This window comes from Parapedobacter sp. 2B3, from assembly GCF_041925275.1.
Lineage (GTDB): Bacteria > Bacteroidota > Bacteroidia > Sphingobacteriales > Sphingobacteriaceae > Parapedobacter > Parapedobacter pyrenivorans_A.
Genome location: NZ_JBHEUZ010000003.1, coordinates 156,395 through 175,275 on the forward strand (window position 1 = coordinate 156,395; position 18,881 = coordinate 175,275).

Annotated in this window: 16 protein-coding genes; 14 read left to right on the forward strand and 2 right to left on the reverse strand. The window is 47.9% G+C overall.

The genetic code is table 11. From position 1 onward, the window contains the following. Window positions 1-87 precede the first annotated feature (87 nt). The 12 genes from ACEVG1_RS05260 to ACEVG1_RS05315 all read left to right on the forward strand — a co-directional run bounded on the left by ACEVG1_RS05260 (window position 88) and on the right by ACEVG1_RS05315 (window position 15,324). A complete protein-coding gene (locus ACEVG1_RS05260) occupies window positions 88-1,287 on the forward strand; it encodes a tetratricopeptide repeat protein (protein ID WP_374742523.1) in 1,200 nt (399 codons plus the stop codon). A gap of 7 nt (window positions 1,288-1,294) precedes the next feature. Next, window positions 1,295-1,975: a hypothetical protein gene (locus tag ACEVG1_RS05265; protein WP_374742524.1), complete on the forward strand. Its 681-nt coding sequence runs from the start codon at window positions 1,295-1,297 to the stop codon at window positions 1,973-1,975. A gap of 11 nt (window positions 1,976-1,986) precedes the next feature. After that, a complete protein-coding gene (locus ACEVG1_RS05270) occupies window positions 1,987-3,516 on the forward strand; it encodes a hypothetical protein (protein WP_374742526.1) in 1,530 nt (509 codons plus the stop codon). Between the two features lie 18 nt (window positions 3,517-3,534). After that, window positions 3,535-4,545: a hypothetical protein gene (locus tag ACEVG1_RS05275; RefSeq protein ID WP_374742527.1), complete on the forward strand. Its 1,011-nt coding sequence runs from the start codon at window positions 3,535-3,537 to the stop codon at window positions 4,543-4,545. A gap of 94 nt (window positions 4,546-4,639) precedes the next feature. Next, on the forward strand, window positions 4,640-6,103 hold the full coding sequence (locus tag ACEVG1_RS05280; protein ID WP_374742528.1) for a hypothetical protein: 1,464 nt from the start codon (window positions 4,640-4,642) through the stop codon (window positions 6,101-6,103). A gap of 78 nt (window positions 6,104-6,181) precedes the next feature. After that, complete coding sequence (locus ACEVG1_RS05285) at window positions 6,182-7,231, forward strand: hypothetical protein (protein ID WP_374742530.1); 1,050 nt, start codon at window positions 6,182-6,184, stop codon at window positions 7,229-7,231. A 79-nt stretch (window positions 7,232-7,310) separates the two neighbouring features. After that, window positions 7,311-8,249, forward strand: a complete 939-nt coding sequence (locus ACEVG1_RS05290) for a hypothetical protein (protein WP_374742531.1) — start codon at window positions 7,311-7,313, stop codon at window positions 8,247-8,249. Between the two features lie 30 nt (window positions 8,250-8,279). After that, on the forward strand, window positions 8,280-9,029 hold the full coding sequence (locus ACEVG1_RS05295; RefSeq protein ID WP_374742532.1) for a hypothetical protein: 750 nt from the start codon (window positions 8,280-8,282) through the stop codon (window positions 9,027-9,029). 12 nt (window positions 9,030-9,041) lie between these two features. After that, window positions 9,042-11,888: a CHAT domain-containing protein gene (locus ACEVG1_RS05300; protein ID WP_374742533.1), complete on the forward strand. Its 2,847-nt coding sequence runs from the start codon at window positions 9,042-9,044 to the stop codon at window positions 11,886-11,888. An 11-nt stretch (window positions 11,889-11,899) separates the two neighbouring features. After that, a complete protein-coding gene (locus ACEVG1_RS05305) occupies window positions 11,900-12,970 on the forward strand; it encodes a hypothetical protein (RefSeq protein WP_374742534.1) in 1,071 nt (356 codons plus the stop codon). Window position 12,971: 1 nt separating this feature from the next. Continuing rightward, complete coding sequence (locus tag ACEVG1_RS05310; protein WP_374742535.1) at window positions 12,972-13,313, forward strand: hypothetical protein; 342 nt, start codon at window positions 12,972-12,974, stop codon at window positions 13,311-13,313. 43 nt (window positions 13,314-13,356) lie between these two features. After that, entirely contained in the window at window positions 13,357-15,324 is a 1,968-nt protein-coding gene (locus ACEVG1_RS05315; protein WP_374742536.1) for a tetratricopeptide repeat protein, read from the forward strand. Here ACEVG1_RS05315 and ACEVG1_RS05320 read toward each other — a convergent pair. After that, complete coding sequence (locus ACEVG1_RS05320) at window positions 15,307-15,969, reverse strand: response regulator (RefSeq protein ID WP_374742537.1); 663 nt, start codon at window positions 15,967-15,969, stop codon at window positions 15,307-15,309. The two genes, ACEVG1_RS05315 and ACEVG1_RS05320, sit on opposite strands and share 18 nt — an antisense overlap. Next, window positions 15,953-17,890: a tetratricopeptide repeat protein gene (locus ACEVG1_RS05325; protein WP_374742538.1), complete on the reverse strand. Its 1,938-nt coding sequence runs from the start codon at window positions 17,888-17,890 to the stop codon at window positions 15,953-15,955. Before ACEVG1_RS05325 ends, ACEVG1_RS05320 begins: the two co-directional genes overlap by 17 nt. A 146-nt stretch (window positions 17,891-18,036) precedes the next feature. On the opposite strand from ACEVG1_RS05325, the gene ACEVG1_RS05330 reads away from it, so the two are divergent. Continuing rightward, window positions 18,037-18,249, forward strand: coding sequence for a hypothetical protein (locus ACEVG1_RS05330; protein WP_374742539.1), 213 nt, complete (start codon window positions 18,037-18,039; stop codon window positions 18,247-18,249). A 106-nt stretch (window positions 18,250-18,355) separates the two neighbouring features. Further along, complete coding sequence (locus tag ACEVG1_RS05335; RefSeq protein ID WP_374742540.1) at window positions 18,356-18,847, forward strand: helix-turn-helix transcriptional regulator; 492 nt, start codon at window positions 18,356-18,358, stop codon at window positions 18,845-18,847. Window positions 18,848-18,881 lie beyond the last annotated feature (34 nt).

Below are 18,881 nucleotides of genomic sequence, written 5' to 3' on the forward strand. Positions count from 1 at the left end.
GCTACTTATGAAAATGGGACAAATGCCCTATTGTTCCCGATGTGTAAATTGACCTTTTTTGCCATGGAGAAATAACACGGACGTCCTATGAACCCTTCAATGCTTCTTATCTGCCTATTTCTTGCCGCTGCCAACGTATCGGCACAACATGTAGACAGCCTGACCGTTTTGGCGAATAATGGTGACGCATCCGCCCAATTCCAATTGGTAAGGCTTTACATGGAACAGGATGACCACGTACAAACCCTGCATTGGTTGAAACGATCTGCCAAAAACGGGCACCCCGAAGCGCAAAACATTTTAGGCGTCTATTACGAACGCGGCCTGGTGGACGGAACACCCGACCCTGCCAAGGCATTCGAACTGTACACCGCTTCGGCCAATCAGCACCATGTGCAAGCCATCCACAACCTCGGCCTGTCTTATTTCAATGGCCGGGGCACAGCGGCCAACCAAACCACAGGAACCGCGCTGCTGAAGAAGGCGGCCGACATGGGCGACGTTCCCTCCCAATATTTCACCGGCGCAGCGTATATGAACGGCTTTGGCGTAGTGAAGAACATGGATACCGCGCTATACTATCTCGAAGCCGCCGCAAACGGAAACGACCCGAGGGCGAATAACGAGCTGGGCGTGCTTTACGAGTTCGGCAACGGTGTGCAGCAAAATGGCCACCAGGCATTCACCCATTACCGAAAAGCGGCCGACACCTATTACCTGGCCGCTTATAACCTGGCCCAATGCTACTTCAAAGGTACCGGCACCGCGATAGACTACAAGCTGTCCTTACATTGGTTTGAAAAAGCGGCCGCTGTAGATTACCTACCCGCCATCTACAACATCGGTGTTTTCTACGACAAAGGTTATGGGGTAACGCAAAACATCCCACTGGCAACCGAATATTACCTCCGTGCAGCGGATCTCGGTTATGACCTTGCCCAATTCAATATGGCCAATCTGTACGAGGCCGGGCAGGGAGTTGAACACAACTTGGACAAAGCGCTAAAATACTACCAGATGGCAGCTGGCCAAGGGTTCGCGAGAGCCTGGTTTAACATCGGCAACATGTATTTCGAGGGACGGGGCGTGGAAAAGGATTACACCAAAGCCATAGATTGTTACACCCATGCCGCCAACGGCGGACAAGCGGGTGCACAATTCAATCTGGGACTGATCTACAAAACCGGTATCGGTGTAACGCCCGATTTGGAAAGGGCAAAGCATTGGCTTAAACTCGCCGCAGAACAGGGCGACGAAGAAGCACAACAGGAGCTGGATACGCTATGATGCCCTAATGAAATCGCTTTTATCCTCCATCGAAAGACAGGCACGATACTACCGCCCATGGGATTTCCTCCTGTTTGCGGTAATGACACTATTGTCGGTCTTGAACGGACAGACCACCGTTTTTTACCTCATTTACTTCTTTTGGTGGAATGAGCTGATCCGTTTGGTGGTAGATAGGCTGTGCTACAAGCGAAACCCCAATGCGGTATATGAAGACGGACTCTCAAAAGGCTTCGGCGAAAGTTTGTTTCTGATGGGCATTTATTGGGTGTTCATTGTGGTGCTTTTCGGATTTATTGCGGCGACGGATACAGAGGGTACGGACATTATCATTGCGAATATGGCGGTGCTATTTTTTCACAATTGGTTTTTTAACCTCAACCTTATTTTCGTATTGCTCGAACGGCTGTACCTACACAAGACACAGCAACCGCTGGAAATTTACTTTGGGGCATTCAATCCCAATACGATGGTGTTGCACATTGCCATCATACTCGGTGCGGCACTGATGTTTTTCATTGTCAAAGAATATCCGAAAATCTTCACGCCCGAGAACCGCTGGGGCTCGGCACTGATCGCTTTGCCCTTTCTGTTGCTGAAAATGGGCATGCAGTACCTGACGGCTCCGGATGGGACGATTAATAAACCAAACACGGTAATGAAACAAAAAAACAACGGTCATCAATAAATTCAAATCGAATGCAAAAGAAATTCAACAACAAGTGGGCTGTTTTATCGGCAAGTCTGTTCTTCGCAGGAAGTATATTTACGTTGGCATCTTGCAAGAAACTTTTTAATAACGACGACGATCTCCCTTGCAAAAGTGCAGAGATGAAACTCCCGGAAATTCCTGAAGGAACGCTATTCACCGAACCCATAGACCCCAATATTACCAACCCGGTCATAAAAGATATGATTGAACTCTATCCGGGCCAACGATCGAGTGCCAATTACAAAGGTGTGGGTGCAGGCGGACTTGAACGGGACTTAAGCTACATGCAAGTTCGCTGGAAATTTGAACATGACAATATTTTAATGAACCCCGAAACCGGAAAGTACTACCCAAAAGAAGAAGTAGTACAAATGCCTTCTTTTCAGTTCAATTTTTCTAAAGGAATTATCACCGATCTTCCGGATGACCAGATCCAGAAAGGAGATATTATCACGTCATTTCAAGCGATTATCACCAATAAATGTGGCGAGACAAATCCGATTACGGCGCAGGTAAAAATATTAAATAGTGGAAATGTCATGCAATACTTACACGAGCTTTCGGGCTTTGCCCGAACCGGACACATCCAGGCTTTCCATAACAATAAACTATACCTCCTATTTGGTCGCGGAGGAACAGAGAATTACTCCTACGATATAGCTACGAGAAAACTGACGCCGCTTCCTCCAATAGATTTCAGCCAACATGGGGTTGACATGAATAATCCTGTCACCAAATCAAGACTGGAAAATTCTTTATATAGCGGAACTAAATGGCATGGCCCGTTTACGACCTATGCGCAACAGGACGCTAAAATCTATTTCGCTATGCCTACCGAGGTTACTGGTCGAGAGGATATTTTATGGGAATATGATTTGGAAACATTGCAATTATCCAAATTAGCCAGTATCGACCGGACGGTTTATGACGGGGTAGCTGGCGGTTACGAGTTTGCCGGAAAGATGACACTTTGGGATAATAAAATCTACTATTTCCCCTTACGTAAGGATAAGCTCTTAGGGAAAACGTATATAGGTGTATTTGATTTAAACACCAACCAATGGAGCGATGAGATACAGGTACCGACAAGTGAATTAGTTCCTCCCCTAACTATTATAGGAAACCCGAATTATGAAGCCCGCATCTATTTCCAGCTGTTTTATGCACTTGACAATCAATTAAAATTGGTTTTTGAAGGAAACAGGGAAGTGACTTGCGATTTGAGCACAAAATCACTCTCGGCTGAAAATTCAGACTATAAATATGTTGATTTGGATAAGCGTCCGACGGGTGGATTTGTGCATGATGGAGATTACTACTTCTTAGCCAATGAGGTGCTTGGTGGCGTAGCGCAGGATAATGCTTTCGTATTATATAAGAAAAACAAGAACGGTAGCGCCGGAGTTGCCAATTTTATTGCCGGTGGCAAGAGACATAACGGAAGACAATTTACGCCGGTAGGCAATACCATGTTTGTTGTAGGTGGTGACGCTGTCCGTTATTGGCTCGAAAAATAACCGTCGTTGATTCCTCCGATGAAAGAAAAATTGCCGCTTAACACGCGGGACATCAAAAAGATCAGAAAACACCTGCTTCCGATATTGGCCTTCCCATTTTTGGCCGCAGGAATGTTCTATGGCTTTTATTCGCTTTTTTTAAACGACAGCACATTCCTGCAAGATAAAACCGGGTTGTATATGCTGGTGGGCTTTAGCGTGTTCTTCTTTGGCATCATCGCCTATATGATCTCTACATTCGTCATCGACTTGCGGCGGGGCTTCAAGTATCGGATTCAAGGAAAAATAACCGATAAAAAACTGAGCGTTACGACCAGCAGAACCACTACTTCAAAATCAGGCAATAATACAACCAGCACTTCACGGCATTATTATGTGTATATAGACGATGTACAATATTCAATTGAGCAACAACATTACGGAAAAGTCAAAGTGGGCAACAGGGTCATTTTGGAAAAAGCGCCCTTGTCGCACCTGACCCTACTGTTGGAGGTAGACGATGCTGATGGATTGTCATCTGTACCACCAACAGAAGACGATGAGCGCAACAGCCAATTTTCAAACAGCTCACCACGAAAAGTATATTTTAAGCAGGACGATTTCAAAGCCCTGAAAAGAGGCTTTCAGTCGAAGATGAAAGTAAGATTGCTATGGTTTGCACCACCTATGTTGATGGCCTTATCGCTTGTATGGAGTGGTAACCAGGCTTTTTTGGTCTTTTTGTTTCCATTGGTGCTTATTCCCGCCTATCAGCTCTGGAAATTCGTGCGGGAACTTCGCCGATACAACAGTAATAAGCAGTATGCCTACAAAGAGGGTATTCCGGCCATTGTTGAAGACAAGTCCAAATACGCTTACAATGGCAGGGCTTCCAACAATGTCAGAACCACCCACGGAAATCTGAAAGTGAACGACCATGTATATGGAAAATTAAATACCGGCGATAAGGTTACCCTGTTTACACCGGCAAAAGGTAAACAGGTTTTGAGCGTGCTGACTGCTACCAAGGAGGAATTGTACTTAATGTAACAACACAAAAACGGAACATCGGTATCGAAAGCAGAAGTGCCGAATTCGATATGCTACTCTGAACGACAAGTAAAACGAATTTAACAAACAAAAAATGAAAAAGCTGATTCTATTTTTCATAACCCTAAATAGTATAGCTGTTTTTGCGCAAAACAACCAAGAAGGTCGTCTTTATAATGTAAACAGCCTAAGAGACATAAAATTACTTATTAACAAAGACGAGACCCATTGTTTTTTACACAAAGGGGGCGCTTATGGTTTAATTTATGATTTGCAAACCGGCAAGCAAGTGAAGGAGGTCGTATTTTATGGCTTTACAAAGGACAGTGGGTTTAAAACGCATTTTTTTGATTACAAAAATGACAAGGCCCTTATCGCCGGATTTGACCAATCCGGAAATCAGTCAGAACATATTTTCTTATGGGATGAAGCTTCCGGGAAATTCCATGCAGGAAAAGACCTGCCGACAAATCACGGAATAGTTCACGATATTATTGGTGATGAAATTGTTTATGCATTTCCAAAGTTTGCGAAAGACAAAAAAGGTAAAACCAATTTCAATAAAATTGAAGAGAGTTTTGTTCAGTTTTATAACTGGAAAACTCAAAAATGGAGATTACATACATATCCATTCGAGATAAAAGACATTATCGATTCCCGCAGTGTAGCGATATTTAAAGATGGGAATAAAGTGAAATTTTTGGATTTAAATACGCTTTCTTTCCTCAAACACACAAGTAATGCATACGATGCCCTCGTTACCTATTATACAGACGGAAAGGTATACGCCGCTATACATAAGGAAGGAGTAGACAGAATTGCTCCGGTCAATCCAAATACACTTCAGGCAGGCCGATTTCAAAAAGCTCCATCAAGTAATTACTTAGATTACTATAGTGGAGAAATGCGCAAATATCACGTTAGGCTTGAAGGCTCCAAGAACGTAGATCAGGATTATGATGTAGATTTGATAATCAATAACAAAGAAAACGGAGACCGTAAAACCATCAGGATTACCACGTCTGATAAAGAGCAAATCGAACTAGTTAGCACCAGAATAGATGCTATTGAAGAGCAAAGGCTTAATAAAGCCAACGATATTTTAAATGAAAAATATGCCGGTCAAATTGCAGAATTGAAAGAATGGGAAGTGAATTTTGATTGGCTTCCGAATGAGTACACCCACAATTATAATCATGTAAAAGGCAGAGATGTTACCAATTATAAAATGTCGAAAAGGCTGTTTCGTACGCCAAATACTACTACTTATGCTATCGGGAAAATTTCTGAATGTGATGATTCGAAAACCTTCTTGGTGATGTTGAGGGGACCGCAGGCCGAAGGAACCGAATCTGTGTTTGCTGTTTTAAAAACAGACCATTATGGCAATAGGCTGCAATATCAGATTATCGCCAGGTCCGTTGCTAGCAACCTGGGTTATACCCAAATGGATGAATTTTCTATTTCTACCTCATATAATAAGACTACGATTCATGTTGTCGAAAATTATATGGGCGAAAAAAGGAACAGACAATATACCATCTATTGCAACAACTAGTGACGCTGGCAAGTTATGGGAACGCCAATTTTTTGCCTGGCACTTAGATTCAACTTTAAGCTCAAATAAAAATTGCTCATGAAGTCGATCCACAAAATGCTATTCACAGGTTCGGTGATTCTCGCTGCTTCGGGAAGCAACGCCCAGTCGCTTCCCGATATCAGCTATCGGGATTACGGTTATACCAAGCCGGTTAAAAAAGTAACACAAATGTATTACAGCATAGACTACGACAATGACGGTAGCGTGAAAAATGTCGAAGAAGTAGAAAAAGTAACCCAGACTTTCAATGCCGACGGCAACATCGAAAGCTACGAAAACCAAAGTTTCCTGGACGACAGTTGGGCAAAGTCACAAAGCACCTACAAACACGGGCGTTTGCATAAACAAGTGTGGACGCACACCAACCCCTACCTGAACAGGACTTATACCTACGTTTACGACAAGCATGGGAAAATTACCGAGGAAAAAATCCGTTTCAAAGACGGAAGCAAAAGCCATATCAAATTTCGTTACAAAGAAAATTTATTGCGTAAAATAGAAGCCGATATAGACGGTACGCAATCCGTTACCGAACGTTACTATTCTTCCAAAGACAAGCTGTACAAAGAAATCCACCGCCAGAAAACACCCGACGAAGCCGACATCGTAACCAATTATTTCTACCTCGAAGACAAAGAGATTCTCTCTTTCGTAGAGCCGCAAAGCTATTTCTACGCCACGGCTTACCTCAAAGATGCGACGGGTTATCATTCCGGCGAAATTAAATTTAAGCTCATCGAAGACAGTACCGCACAGGACAAACTGCTGAAAGGCATTTCACGCTTCGACAAAGAGGCACCAAATGATCATTTGCCTTTTGATTTACAAGCGTATTCTGAACAAACTTTACAGGCATACAAGAAAAACCAAAAAGAGCTAAAGCCTTACCGAATGGTGCTGTACTTACGTGACGAGAACAACGACGTCGTGGCCGAAGCCGAAGTAGATTTGAAAGCGAAAAACATTGCCGGTATTGGGCTTTTCAAAACAGCATTTGCTAACGGAACAACCACTGGAACAACAGATTTCAGGCATAAACGGCTACATATAGTTGAAGCGACACTACAGCAAATAGCGCTGCCGTAAGATTTACAGCAAAATGGGACAAATGCCCTATTGTTCGCCATCTTTAAATTGGCCTTTTTTGCTATGGAGAAAAAAACAAATGCATCGAACCATCAACACGTGTGCCGTCCTTTGCGTCCTTGCCCTTGCCTCACCGGCCTCGGCACAGGAAACTGGCACAGCAGATTTCGGCTTTCGCCAAAACACCCAACAGGCCTTGGAAATCACGGGATACTATACCGGTGAAACAAACCAATTCAAGCAGACCGGCGCCCGGCAATTCGTATTCGACGGCAGCGGCAAGCTTTCGGAAGTAAAGGAAATGATTACCGAGACCATCGGTAGCCAACGGACGTACCAATACGACGATGCCGGCAACCTGGTGAAAATGACCCACCTCTTCGCTTCCGAATCCGGTCCGATGGCAAGCGCGACGACCTACACGTATGAAACCGATGGCAATAAGACCACCTGCACCCGCAAGGATCCCAATGGCGACCAGCAACAGACCGTCGCCTTCCGCAACGACATGGGCGAATTGCGCGGGGAAACGTTCTTCGACAAGCACGGCAACAAAACCAGCTACATCGAATACGGCGGAAAAGAGGGCTACCGTGTCAAAACGTATCAGGACAACAAGGTGGTGACTGACACGGTTTTCTTCCTGAACGAAGCGGGGAACATCGAGAAAGCCATCGTGAACACCGAACCTGGCCTCAAAAACTCAACAGAACAACTGACCACTTTCGTATATAACAATCAGGGAGACGTGATAAAAAAACGGGTGCACTACCCCGTTAAAAGCGGCGAGACACCGAAGGTGATGACCACCTATACCACCGAATACCTGTATGACGGGGAGGTGTGGGTGGCATCGGTTACCCATAGCGATTGGACCTATAAGCCGGAAAAGACCTTGAACGTAACCCTGCGACGCATCAAAACACCCGAAAAGATGCATACGGCGACGAATGAGCAGCACGTATTGGATTTCTTCAAACAGGTATACGCCAACTACACGCAACAGCCTAATAAATAATAACGAATCTGAACGGATAACAAAAAAGACATGAACAAAACGACAGGATTTATCGCATTGCTCTTCCTCTCCATGATAGGTATGGCGGGCTACGCACAGGATAACACCAAAAACCAAGCGGGCAAGAAAGAAGTGAAAAAAGGCTTGGTCAGCTTCGAAACCATGACGGCAGACGATGGATCCGTGCACTACGGCTTCAAATTGAACGGCCTCGACGTAGGGCCCAGCATGGTGTTACGTACCGATGGCACTACCTATACCACGTATAACCTGGACCAGCACCTCGACGGACCGCTTATCAGCATGGATAAGCAACAAGGCACCATCGAGCTGTACACCTACCGCAAAAACAAGAAAAACGGACCCGCCTTTAAAATGGCCAACGGCAAGGTGGCGTGGCAGAAACAATTCAAGAACGACGTCGAAGACATCAACGGATTCCAAGTGGATGCCCCCGGACAATACGCGCAGGTGAAAGGCGACGGGACCTCCGGGTTTACCATGGAAAAGTATGACAAAGCCTATGCCATCGGGTATTTCAAGTGGGGCTACCGGTACTTCCCGATGATCCATGTGTGGGACGATGGCCACTCCTATTATGGCCAATACCTTGGTGGTGGCAGGAACGGGTTCGGCGTGATGTTCTATCCCAACGGGGAAAAGTACGTAGGCATATGGAACGACAGCTACCGTGAGGGACTGGGTTTCCTAGTGGATAAAGACGGCAACGTGGTCGAAAAGGGCTACTACGATGGCGGCAAACTGAAAACGGCACTTTAACCCATCCACCCGATGAAGTCCAGCATCGTTTTCGCAGGTATCCTTTGGGCGGTACTTTCGGTTGTCCAGGCTCAACCGAATGCATTCAACGACCATTACGCCATGTACATGGAAGGCTACGCCGCACGCGACCTGTCCAAAATGAAGGCGGGGAGCGAACAGCTCATGCGCGACTTCCCGGACGAGTTTGCCGGTTACTACCTACACGCGTTCTATCAGCTGTGCGCGGGCGATGCGGGCCAAGCCGCACAGGATGCGGAAAAGGCCTTCCGCATCGACCCCATCTCCCCCTACCCCTATCTGGTCAAGTCGTACATCGCATTCATCAAGGGGGAACCCGACCAGGCAACCAACCAATTGCATTATGCCGTGCAGCTGCGTTCGCATAAAACCATGGACGATGTGCATACCGACATCGACGTGCTTGCGCACTTTACCGAAGCCGACTTCTCACATTTTGGTGATGCGCTCGCCGAAGTGGTTCGCGACGGTGTCATGAACCCGGCGCTGGCCCTCGCATTCGACCAATGTTTCGTCGGTGCCAGCAAGGGAACGCCATGCGACAACATCGACGCATTGGCTGCGCAGTTCAATGCCATGAAATACGCCAACCCCCACATCCAGCAAATCGTACCGCTTACCAAAGCCATCAATTACTATAGCCTCGGCAACCGGTTGGAATCGGAGAAACAATTCGAGGCGTTCCTGACCCTCACGGCAGGCGACCCGTCCATGGCCTGGAAACGGAGTTATGCGGGCTGGTTCCTGTCCATACTCAAAAACGACCGGTACGACGCGCGGGGAGCGCTCCTGACCATCAACCACGCGTTGGAAGGCTATCAGCCCATCGGGTTCCCTTCGTACCAGCTGGCCAGCATGCAGCTGCATAAAATCCATGTGCTGGACGGCATCGGTGACAAACAGGAAGAAAAACTGCAAGTGGCCCATCAGCTGGAACAAACGGCCAACGGGTTGAACAGCGACTACTTCAAAGCGAAGGCATACAACTCGATCGGCGCCCATCACCTGCTCAATGGCGCCGTGCCCGACCTGGGCAAAAGCAGCAGCTACCTCACCAAGGCTTACCAGCTGGCGCAGCAGGTAAACGACCCCAACCTCACACGCGAAGTCAACGGCAACTACATCATCGTCAAAGCCAAGCAAGGCCTATACGGCGAGGCCGCACGGATTACCGAAGAAACGGCCCAGGGATATCTCCAGGACAGCATCTACGACCAGGCACAAAACCTGTACAACAACCTCGGGTTCATTTATTTCAACAACAAATCGTACCCCGAGGCCATCACGCAGTTCGAAAAAAGCACAGCGTTGGTGGAGCAGGTCAAAAGCGGGCTCGATGCCAAACAGAAACTGGCGTACATGAACGAAGTTGCCGGCGTGTACGGCGGGTTGGCCATGAGCTACCGGCATACTGGAGAAATCGGAAAACTATTCACCGCGCAGGAACAAAGCCGGAGCGGCTACCTGAAGGAAATGCTGCAACACGATGTGGCCACGGCCACCATTGCCGACGCCCAATCGTTGCTGAAACCCGACGAGGTGCTCCTCACCTACAGCATCGGTCGCCCCGGCGAACTCATTATCACCGCCATTACCAACGAACAGGCCGAGCTGCGCTACCATTACCCGATTGACGACTTGCTGCGGTTCAAAAAAGCCTATACCGACCGGGTAAAGAAAATCCCGGCGCCATTGAACCCCTACCTGAACGACCTGAACGTCGACTACCACGATGGGCAATTGGTACAATACGCCACCAAGGAAGCGGCATACAAAAAAGCCGACTTCGTGCTGTTGGTGGAGTGGACACGTCAGCTGCTGGAGTCGGACAGACCGGATCTCCAACCCATGCAACGGGATTTCCTGCGGTTTTGGTATGACCTGGCGCTGGCACCCGTACAGGACATCCTGGCTCAATACCGAACGGTGATCATCAGTCCTGCGCAGGAACTGAACTATCTCCCGTTCGAGGCATTCCTCACACCGAACAATGCCCACTTCATCGAGCGCCACGACGTCCGTTACATCCCCAGCACCACCGTCTGGAAAATATTGGCCGCCAGGCGTTACACCGCCGACCGGAAACCGGCCATCGCCTTTGGTGGCGCCTTCTACCAGCCGTCGGGCAACATCGAGCCGACGGCACGCGGAATCGAAGATTTTTACCACGTGTCTGATGCGATCAATAGAAAGATCAGCCTAGGCGATTACAACTTCAAGCAGGAACTTGAAGCCGTCGGATTTGGCGGGGCCAACTACTTAGCAGGCACCTTGAACGAGGTGCAATATATCGGTTCGTTGGCTGATGACGTAACCGTGTTTACCGGGTACGAAATGAGCGAAAGCCGTTTCAAGGCACTCGATGCGACGGGTGAATTGACGCAATACAGAAACCTGCTGATCTCGACCCACGGCTTTACCACCGACATCATCCCCGAATTCAGTGGCGTGATGTTCTCGCAGCCCGATGGCGGGGACGCGAACGAAGACACCTATCTGCTCGCCCCGGAAATCGCCAGGCTGCACCTGAATACCGACCTGGTGGTATTGAGCGCGTGCGATACCGGCGTGGGCAAACTTTACGGCGGCGAGGGCATCAATGGGTTGAACACGGCTTTCCTGATTGCCGGATCGAACGCGACGCTACTGTCGCTGTGGCCGGTAGACGATGCCGGCACCGCGCTGACCATGCAGAACCTGTTCAGAAAAGTGGTGCAGGAACAGGCCGCCGCCGGAAAAACACTCCACGCCATCAAGCGTGCTTTTGTGAAGGGGGATTTCGGCGACCGGTACAAACAACCGAAGTACTGGGCGCCATTTATTTATAACGGCATTTAGCAGCTCGTCCCATGATGAAGCACTTCATCCATACCGTATGTACCGTTGGCATTTCGTTGCTACTGGTTTTGACCCAAATGCGGGTCCATGCCAATGTGGCGCAGCCCGGCGTATGGAACGCCGGCGGAACGGTATTCACCATGCTGTACCCCGAAGACAGCCTGACGTTCAAAAAAGTGCAGATGCAGCAAGAACGCATCTACATCCAGCTGTACAAAGGTTATGCGGTGGTAAAAGGCACGTACGTGTTCCGCAACACAACGGAAGAAAAGCTGGATTTCAAGATGGGATACCCCATCAACGGCATGTATGCCGGTGGCGGTATCGACCTCAACCAGGTCACACTCGACTCCCTGAGCCGCTTCAAAATAAAAGCCGGAAACAGGTGGTTGCCCCTGCTGAAAGAAGCGCACCCCGAACTGAACCACGACAACCGTAAAACCATACCATCGGGTGATAACTGGATGGTGTGGCAGATGGCCTTTAGCCCCCAAGAAAGCCAGTCGGTCGACGTGTATTTCATCGTGAACACCAACGAGGCGGGCATCCGCAACGGTTATAACAGCGAGCGTAAAAACGCCTTCATTTATCTGTTGGAAAGCGGAAGCGTATGGCACCAGCCCATCGGGAAGGGAAGTTTCTACATCCAGCTGATGGATGGCCTGATGCCGGAAGACATCCATGGCATCTCGCCGGGTTTTGGCTTCCGGCACAATGAAACACACCGGCTCCTCGTTGGTGAAAAAACGAATTTTTCGCCTACCCCAAAAGATAACCTAGTGGTCACTTACCACGACCGCAACGACACCTTTTCGTTTGACCGCATCCTCGTCCACAGTGAAGAACTATTTTCAGAAATAGGCGAACTGAGCGCTGAAACACTGGATAACCTTTCGTATACCGAAACAAAAATCGGCGACCCTTACGACGTGGAAAAGACCTTTTTGGGGGGCTTGCCCGGACTGCTCACGCTCTTCGTCAGCTTCGCACCGCTGCTGATCGTCGTCCTTGCGGTGGCCATTGCCATTTGGGCCGTGGTCAAGTGGATACGCATCAAGAAGGAAAAAAACAGAGGCGTATAATATGTTGGCTTTAGCGTTGCTATTTGCCGTTATCATCGGCTTGCTTTGGTTGATCGCACGATTGCTGCAACGCTATTTCGATGCGTATGCATACTTGAATCGTGCAGATGATGACGACAGGTTGCAGCAGCATCTTCAGGAAGAGAAGGAAATTGACACCTACAGGAAAAGGAAGACGGATATCAATTCGGTAATTGACGAACGGCTATCTGAAATGGAAAAAAGATTCCCGTCTCAACAATCAGCAAACGAACCAACGGAAATGTTCATGACTGCCTTTAAAAATATGATAAACAATGCATTGAGCATACTAAAAGAAGAGAAAAGGGATTCCGGACATTAAAGAAAATTTTACCTATTTTTAGCACATGTCTCCAATAACCCCTATGGCTAAATTCCTGGCATCATGCATCCTATTCGTGATAGCCGCTAACGTAACCGCTGCCCAAACGTTAGCAGAAGATATTGCGGCACTCAAAGCTTCGTTGCCCGAAAAAAAAGGAGGCGATAAAGTGATGCTATATAAGGACATCGGGATGAAATTCCGCTCCGTGAATGTGGATAGTGCCATGTATTATACGGATATGGCATTTAGGGAAGCTGAAGCCATGGACAGTGACTATTACCGTGCAAGGATATGGATGACCTACGGTATTTTGTCCTGGGATGCGGGCAAACCCAAGGAAGCCCTTAACTATCATCTAAGGGCAAAACCCATTTTGGAAACATCAAAAGAACACTACGTGCTCGGCAGCCTCTACACAAACTTAGCCAATGCGTATGAATCCCTAGCTGAATTTGACACCGCTGTTAAATATCAGTTCAAGGCACTTGAAAATTTTATAGCAGGAAAAGACAGCGTTTGGATTGCGGGAGCATACCTGAATTTGGGAAATAGATACAAGATTATCCAAGAAACAGACCTGTCCTTGGAATACTATCTAAAGGCATTGGATATATATAAGAAAATAAGGAACGATTATTATGTAGCGATGAGCTATAACAGTGTGGCTGCCGCATATTTGCAGAAAAAGCAGTTCGATAAGACGTTTGAATTTGCCAAGAAATCGGCGGACGGGTACGAGGCAATTGGAGCAAGATTGGAAAAAGCCTATCCGCTGACGAATATGGCGCTGTCAAGTTGGGGGATGGGAAAGTTGGCAGAAGCGGAAAAATATCTTATACAGTCCATGGCCATACAAGAGGAAAGAGGGGAGCGGTTGGCGATTTTGTTTTTGAAGAATGATCTTGCGAACATACACCTGGCGCAAGGGAAGGTGAGCAAGGCCGAAACATTGGCCTTGGCTATTCTGGCAGAAGCTGAACAAATGAATTTTGTTCCAGGCATTGAAACATTTTCAAAAACACTGTCACAGATTTATGAGAAGATGCCGAATTACAAAAAAGCCTTAGCTTACCTTAAAAAGCACATAGATGGCAAGGATAGTCTTTATTTTTCGGAAAAAGCCCGTGAAATGCTCAATTTAAGAGAAAAATATGAAGCCGCCGAAAAAGAAAACCTCATCCTCCAACAACGGGCAAAAATAGCAGACCACCAACTCACCCTCAAAAACAGGGGGTTATGGATTTTCGGGCTACTAGCGTTGGCAATCATCATCGGGTTGATAGGCTTTCTGCTGTACAAACAACAAGTGCTCAAAAACATCAGGCAACAAAAAGACAACGAAATGCAACTTGCTTTGGAGAAAATAGAGACACAAAATCGGTTGAAGGAACAGCAACTATCCATATCGAGAGATTTACATGATAATATCGGAGCGCACCTTACATTCATTATCTCCGCCATAGACACGGCAAAACAACTTGTGGGTCATCGCGAACCAAAACTATTCGAAAGGCTTGGCGATATGGGTTCATTTGCCAAAGATACCATACGGGAATTACGGGACACCATCTGGGCGATGAACAGACCTGCCATCAGCATCGAGGACTTGAAATCACGGATTGCCAACTTTATCGAAGGCGCCAATCAGACAACCATGAACGTCTCGCTGTCTTTTGTAGACGAAGTCAAAGACGAAAAAGATCTGCTCTTTAACTCGAAAGCGGGAATGAACGTCTACCGCATACTGCAGGAAGCCGTGAACAATGCACTGAAACACGCCGATGCGACCCGTATCGATATCAGTTTTGCCCGGCAAAGCGACTTATTGCAGATACGGATAGATGACAACGGAAAGGGCTTCGACACACTGGAAACACAGGACGGAAACGGGTTGCAAAACATGAAAAACAGGGCCGGTGCACTCGGCGGCACCCTACACATATCCACAGAAAATGGCCTAACACGAGTGGAATGCCGTTTTCCAATACAGTCAAATGAGCCTTCGTAAGCGGGCTTCCTGCACCGCATCCAGCTTGGAATGTACCTGCAATTTTTGATAAATGTTTTCGATGTGCTTCCGCACCGTGGAGGGCGACAAAAACAGGTTTTCTGCAATGCGCGTGTAAGGCAGTCCCTTGGCGAGCTGCTCCAGTACCTCCACCTCTCTACCGGAGAGCTTCACTTGATCACATTGGTCTGCAGCAGCCGATGGCTCCAGCGGGTTCCGCAGCAAATTCAGCGCCTTCCTGGCAATGGAGGGCGTCATGGCAGCCCCTCCTGCCATGGTTTGGATAACAGCTTGGTACAAGTCTTCGGGGGCCGTATCCTTCAACAAATAGCCATCCGCACCGTTTTGAATAGCCCGGAAAATACGAGACTCATCGTCAAATACCGTCAGCATCAAGATCTTTATTTGGGGATATTTTGCCTTGATCAGCCCTGTCGCTTCGATACCATCCATTTCAGGCATCTCGATATCCATCAATATGAGATCAATCGGCTTCCCTTCAAATGCAATCTTGCTCAACGCTTGCACACCCGAATGGGCGGTAAATACGATCCGGATATCATCGTAAAATGAAAGTTTATCGGCAACCGCGTTGATGAGGAACGGGTTGTCGTCTACAATGGACAGTCTAAGCAATTTCTTCATCTTTCTGGTGTTTGATGGGTATGCGGCAGGAAACGACGGTTTTTCCTTTTTCTGAAACAAGCTCCAGCTCGCCATGCAGCACTTGAGCGCGCCTACGCATGTTTTCGAGGCCATTTCCCCGCTCGGCGCGTTCAACGTCGAATCCCTTCCCATCGTCTTCCACCGTCAACAGGAACAGACCGGCATCTCGTCCAAACGTCACGGCAATCGTCTTAGCTTCCGCATACTTGATGGCATTATTTACCGCTTCCTGCAAAATCCGGTACAGCCACATACCGGTCCTTGAATCGAATATAATGGTGTCACCTTCCACATCCGTGCGGAAAACCAGCCCCACCTCCCCTGCTACCAGGTTGGCCTTTTCGATAAAGTCAGAAACGCGGGTCTCCAGGTCTTCCAGGGCAATTTGATCTTTATTCATGGCCCATATCGTATCGCGCAGTTCCTGGATGGTATCTTTTGCAAAGGCCCCCATGTGCGCGAGCCGTTCGGTAAAGCGGGTGTTCTGGTCGCCGACGAATTGTTTAAGCGTATCGATCGCCGATATGATAAAGGTGAGCTGTGAGCCGATGTTGTCGTGCAAATCGCGGGAGATAGCTAGCCGTTGTTCCTGCAACCGGTTTCGGTGTTCAATGTCATTGAGGGTCAATTTCAGCGCAGCTTCCCGTTGTACCTGCTGGCTTTTCAGCTGTTCCTGCTTGTACAGCAACGTCCCAATGGCGGCGAGACCTATTGCCAGGAACGAAAGCCCGAAAATCCATTGGTTCCTATTTTTTACGAGCAGCTCACCTTCGGCCAATTGTGCGCGTTGTTCGGCCAGCAAACGCTCTTTCTCGGCTGTTTCGTACTCAACGGCCAGCTCATTGACCTGCTTAATCTTCGCTTCCGAAAGCCGCTTGTCCTCATTGGCTTTATACTTTTCGAAGTAAGCGAGTGCGGTCTTGTAATCCCCCTTTTTCCGATATAGCTCGTGCATGCGGTTATACGCTTGCGACAGGTAATTCGTCTGCCCCGTGTTTTCCAACTCTTGCGTCACCTTCTCCAACACGGCTTGCGATTCGGCCAGCAACCCCTGTTCCATATAGATCTTGCCCAAATTGACGCGGGCTATATAGCGCTGTTCTTTGGCGTCTTCGAGCGCCAGCAGGGTATATTTCTCCGCCAAGTCGAGTTTTCCCATCTTGGTATACGTATTTCCCAGGTTCGAATACCACGTATGCAGGAAGCTGGAATTAGGTGCTTTCTTGAAATGCTCGACAGCTTGAAGGTTATACGCAATCGCCTCCTCATATTCGGCGAGCCCATCATACGCGATACCGATCAACCCGTAAGCCCGTCCGATAAAATTCTCGTTGGTAACCCCTTGAATCTCCAGCCCTTTTTTATACCACACTATCGCTTTACGATAGTCTCCCATCCGGTCGTACGTATAACCGGTCTGCAATACGGCATTCAGTTCGTGGTTCCTGCTGGGCAGCGCTTTGCGGGTATCAATCAGGAGGTGCCCCGTTTGCAAAGCCTTCTCGTATTGTCCCTGGAGCTGCAGCAATACTACTTTATAATGCAGCGCATTTGCCGCAATGGAATCGTTTACGCCTTTGAGCGTTTGATAGGCCGAGTCCAACGCCTCGGCCTGCCGCTTGTCGTTTTCCAGAAAGCGATGGAGCATGGCTCGCTCGAAAAGAACCTTTCCCCGTATTTCGGGTGTTTTCGCTCCCGCTAACGCCTGTTCAAGCAATACGAGCGCCGTATCCGGATTGTTGCCCGCATACTGATAACTCAGTTGAATCAGCAATTTCGATCGCTCATCTCCGTGCCGCGATGAAACCAGTTGTTTCAGGCTGTCGGTTGGCGAACGTACCTTTCCAAAGGCTGTCTCGCCGACAATAAATATTAACGCTACAAAAACTAGACTTTTCATGCGGTATATCGGCTCGTTTGAAGCAATTGATTACGCCAAACATACAAGATTTATAGCAATGAATTTTTATGAAGTGTATTTTTTTAGTCAATCTTGGCAAAAAAAAGTAACTTCGTACGATGCTGGATTATACTCGCAACTGAATCATGGATGCAAAATCTCGCCCAACGGCGATAGAAAACACTTCCGGCGATTATCACCTTCTGGCTGATATCGGCCGTAAATTACGGCAATCCTACGCTCCCGACAGCAACTGGCAGCTCCCTTTTGAAATCAAGCAGCAATTGGCCGTGCTCGACCAGATTGCATGGCATAGCAACAGGTGGTACTCCCTTTTTCAACTTTCTCTATTGCAGTAGTAACCTGCCTCAATTAGTAGGCGATACGATCGGGCATTCGAGCCCTACGGGATGGGATCCAAGGTATCTATCAATCGTCCAGGACCACAGGAGCATCGTTGATTTTTTGTCGGTTCGTAAACGGCTCATCGCTGGATTACCGGACGGCATCCGTCCGCTACCGGTATCGTCCGTATGCGGTGGGTCTATCTTGAACTTGAAGAACAAGCACATGCGCATGCATTACAAATGCACGCCTTTAGTGTCTGATGCGTCCGGTAACGTCGTGCTGAGCTTCGATTACATGGAAGACATCACCACATTGATGACTACTGCAAATGGGTACTGGATGCGGTTCAACTTAAATGGCCAGCCTGCGCACTGGCATTCGGACCGCCGGAAGACGGTAAGGAAAGACATCTTATCACCGCGCGAAAAGCTGTTGATCGGCCTTTGTCAAAAGGGCCACGCCATCGGTGAGATAGCCGAGATGGTATCTGTAAGTAGACAAACAGCCAAAAACCAACTGAATACCGTACGAAATCGGTTGTTTGCACGCGACAACACATCGCTTGTTCAACTCTCCCTCCTCGCTGGGTTACTCGACACAACGTCCTAACTCCAATCAGTTTCCGGGTTCATTTTATAGTACG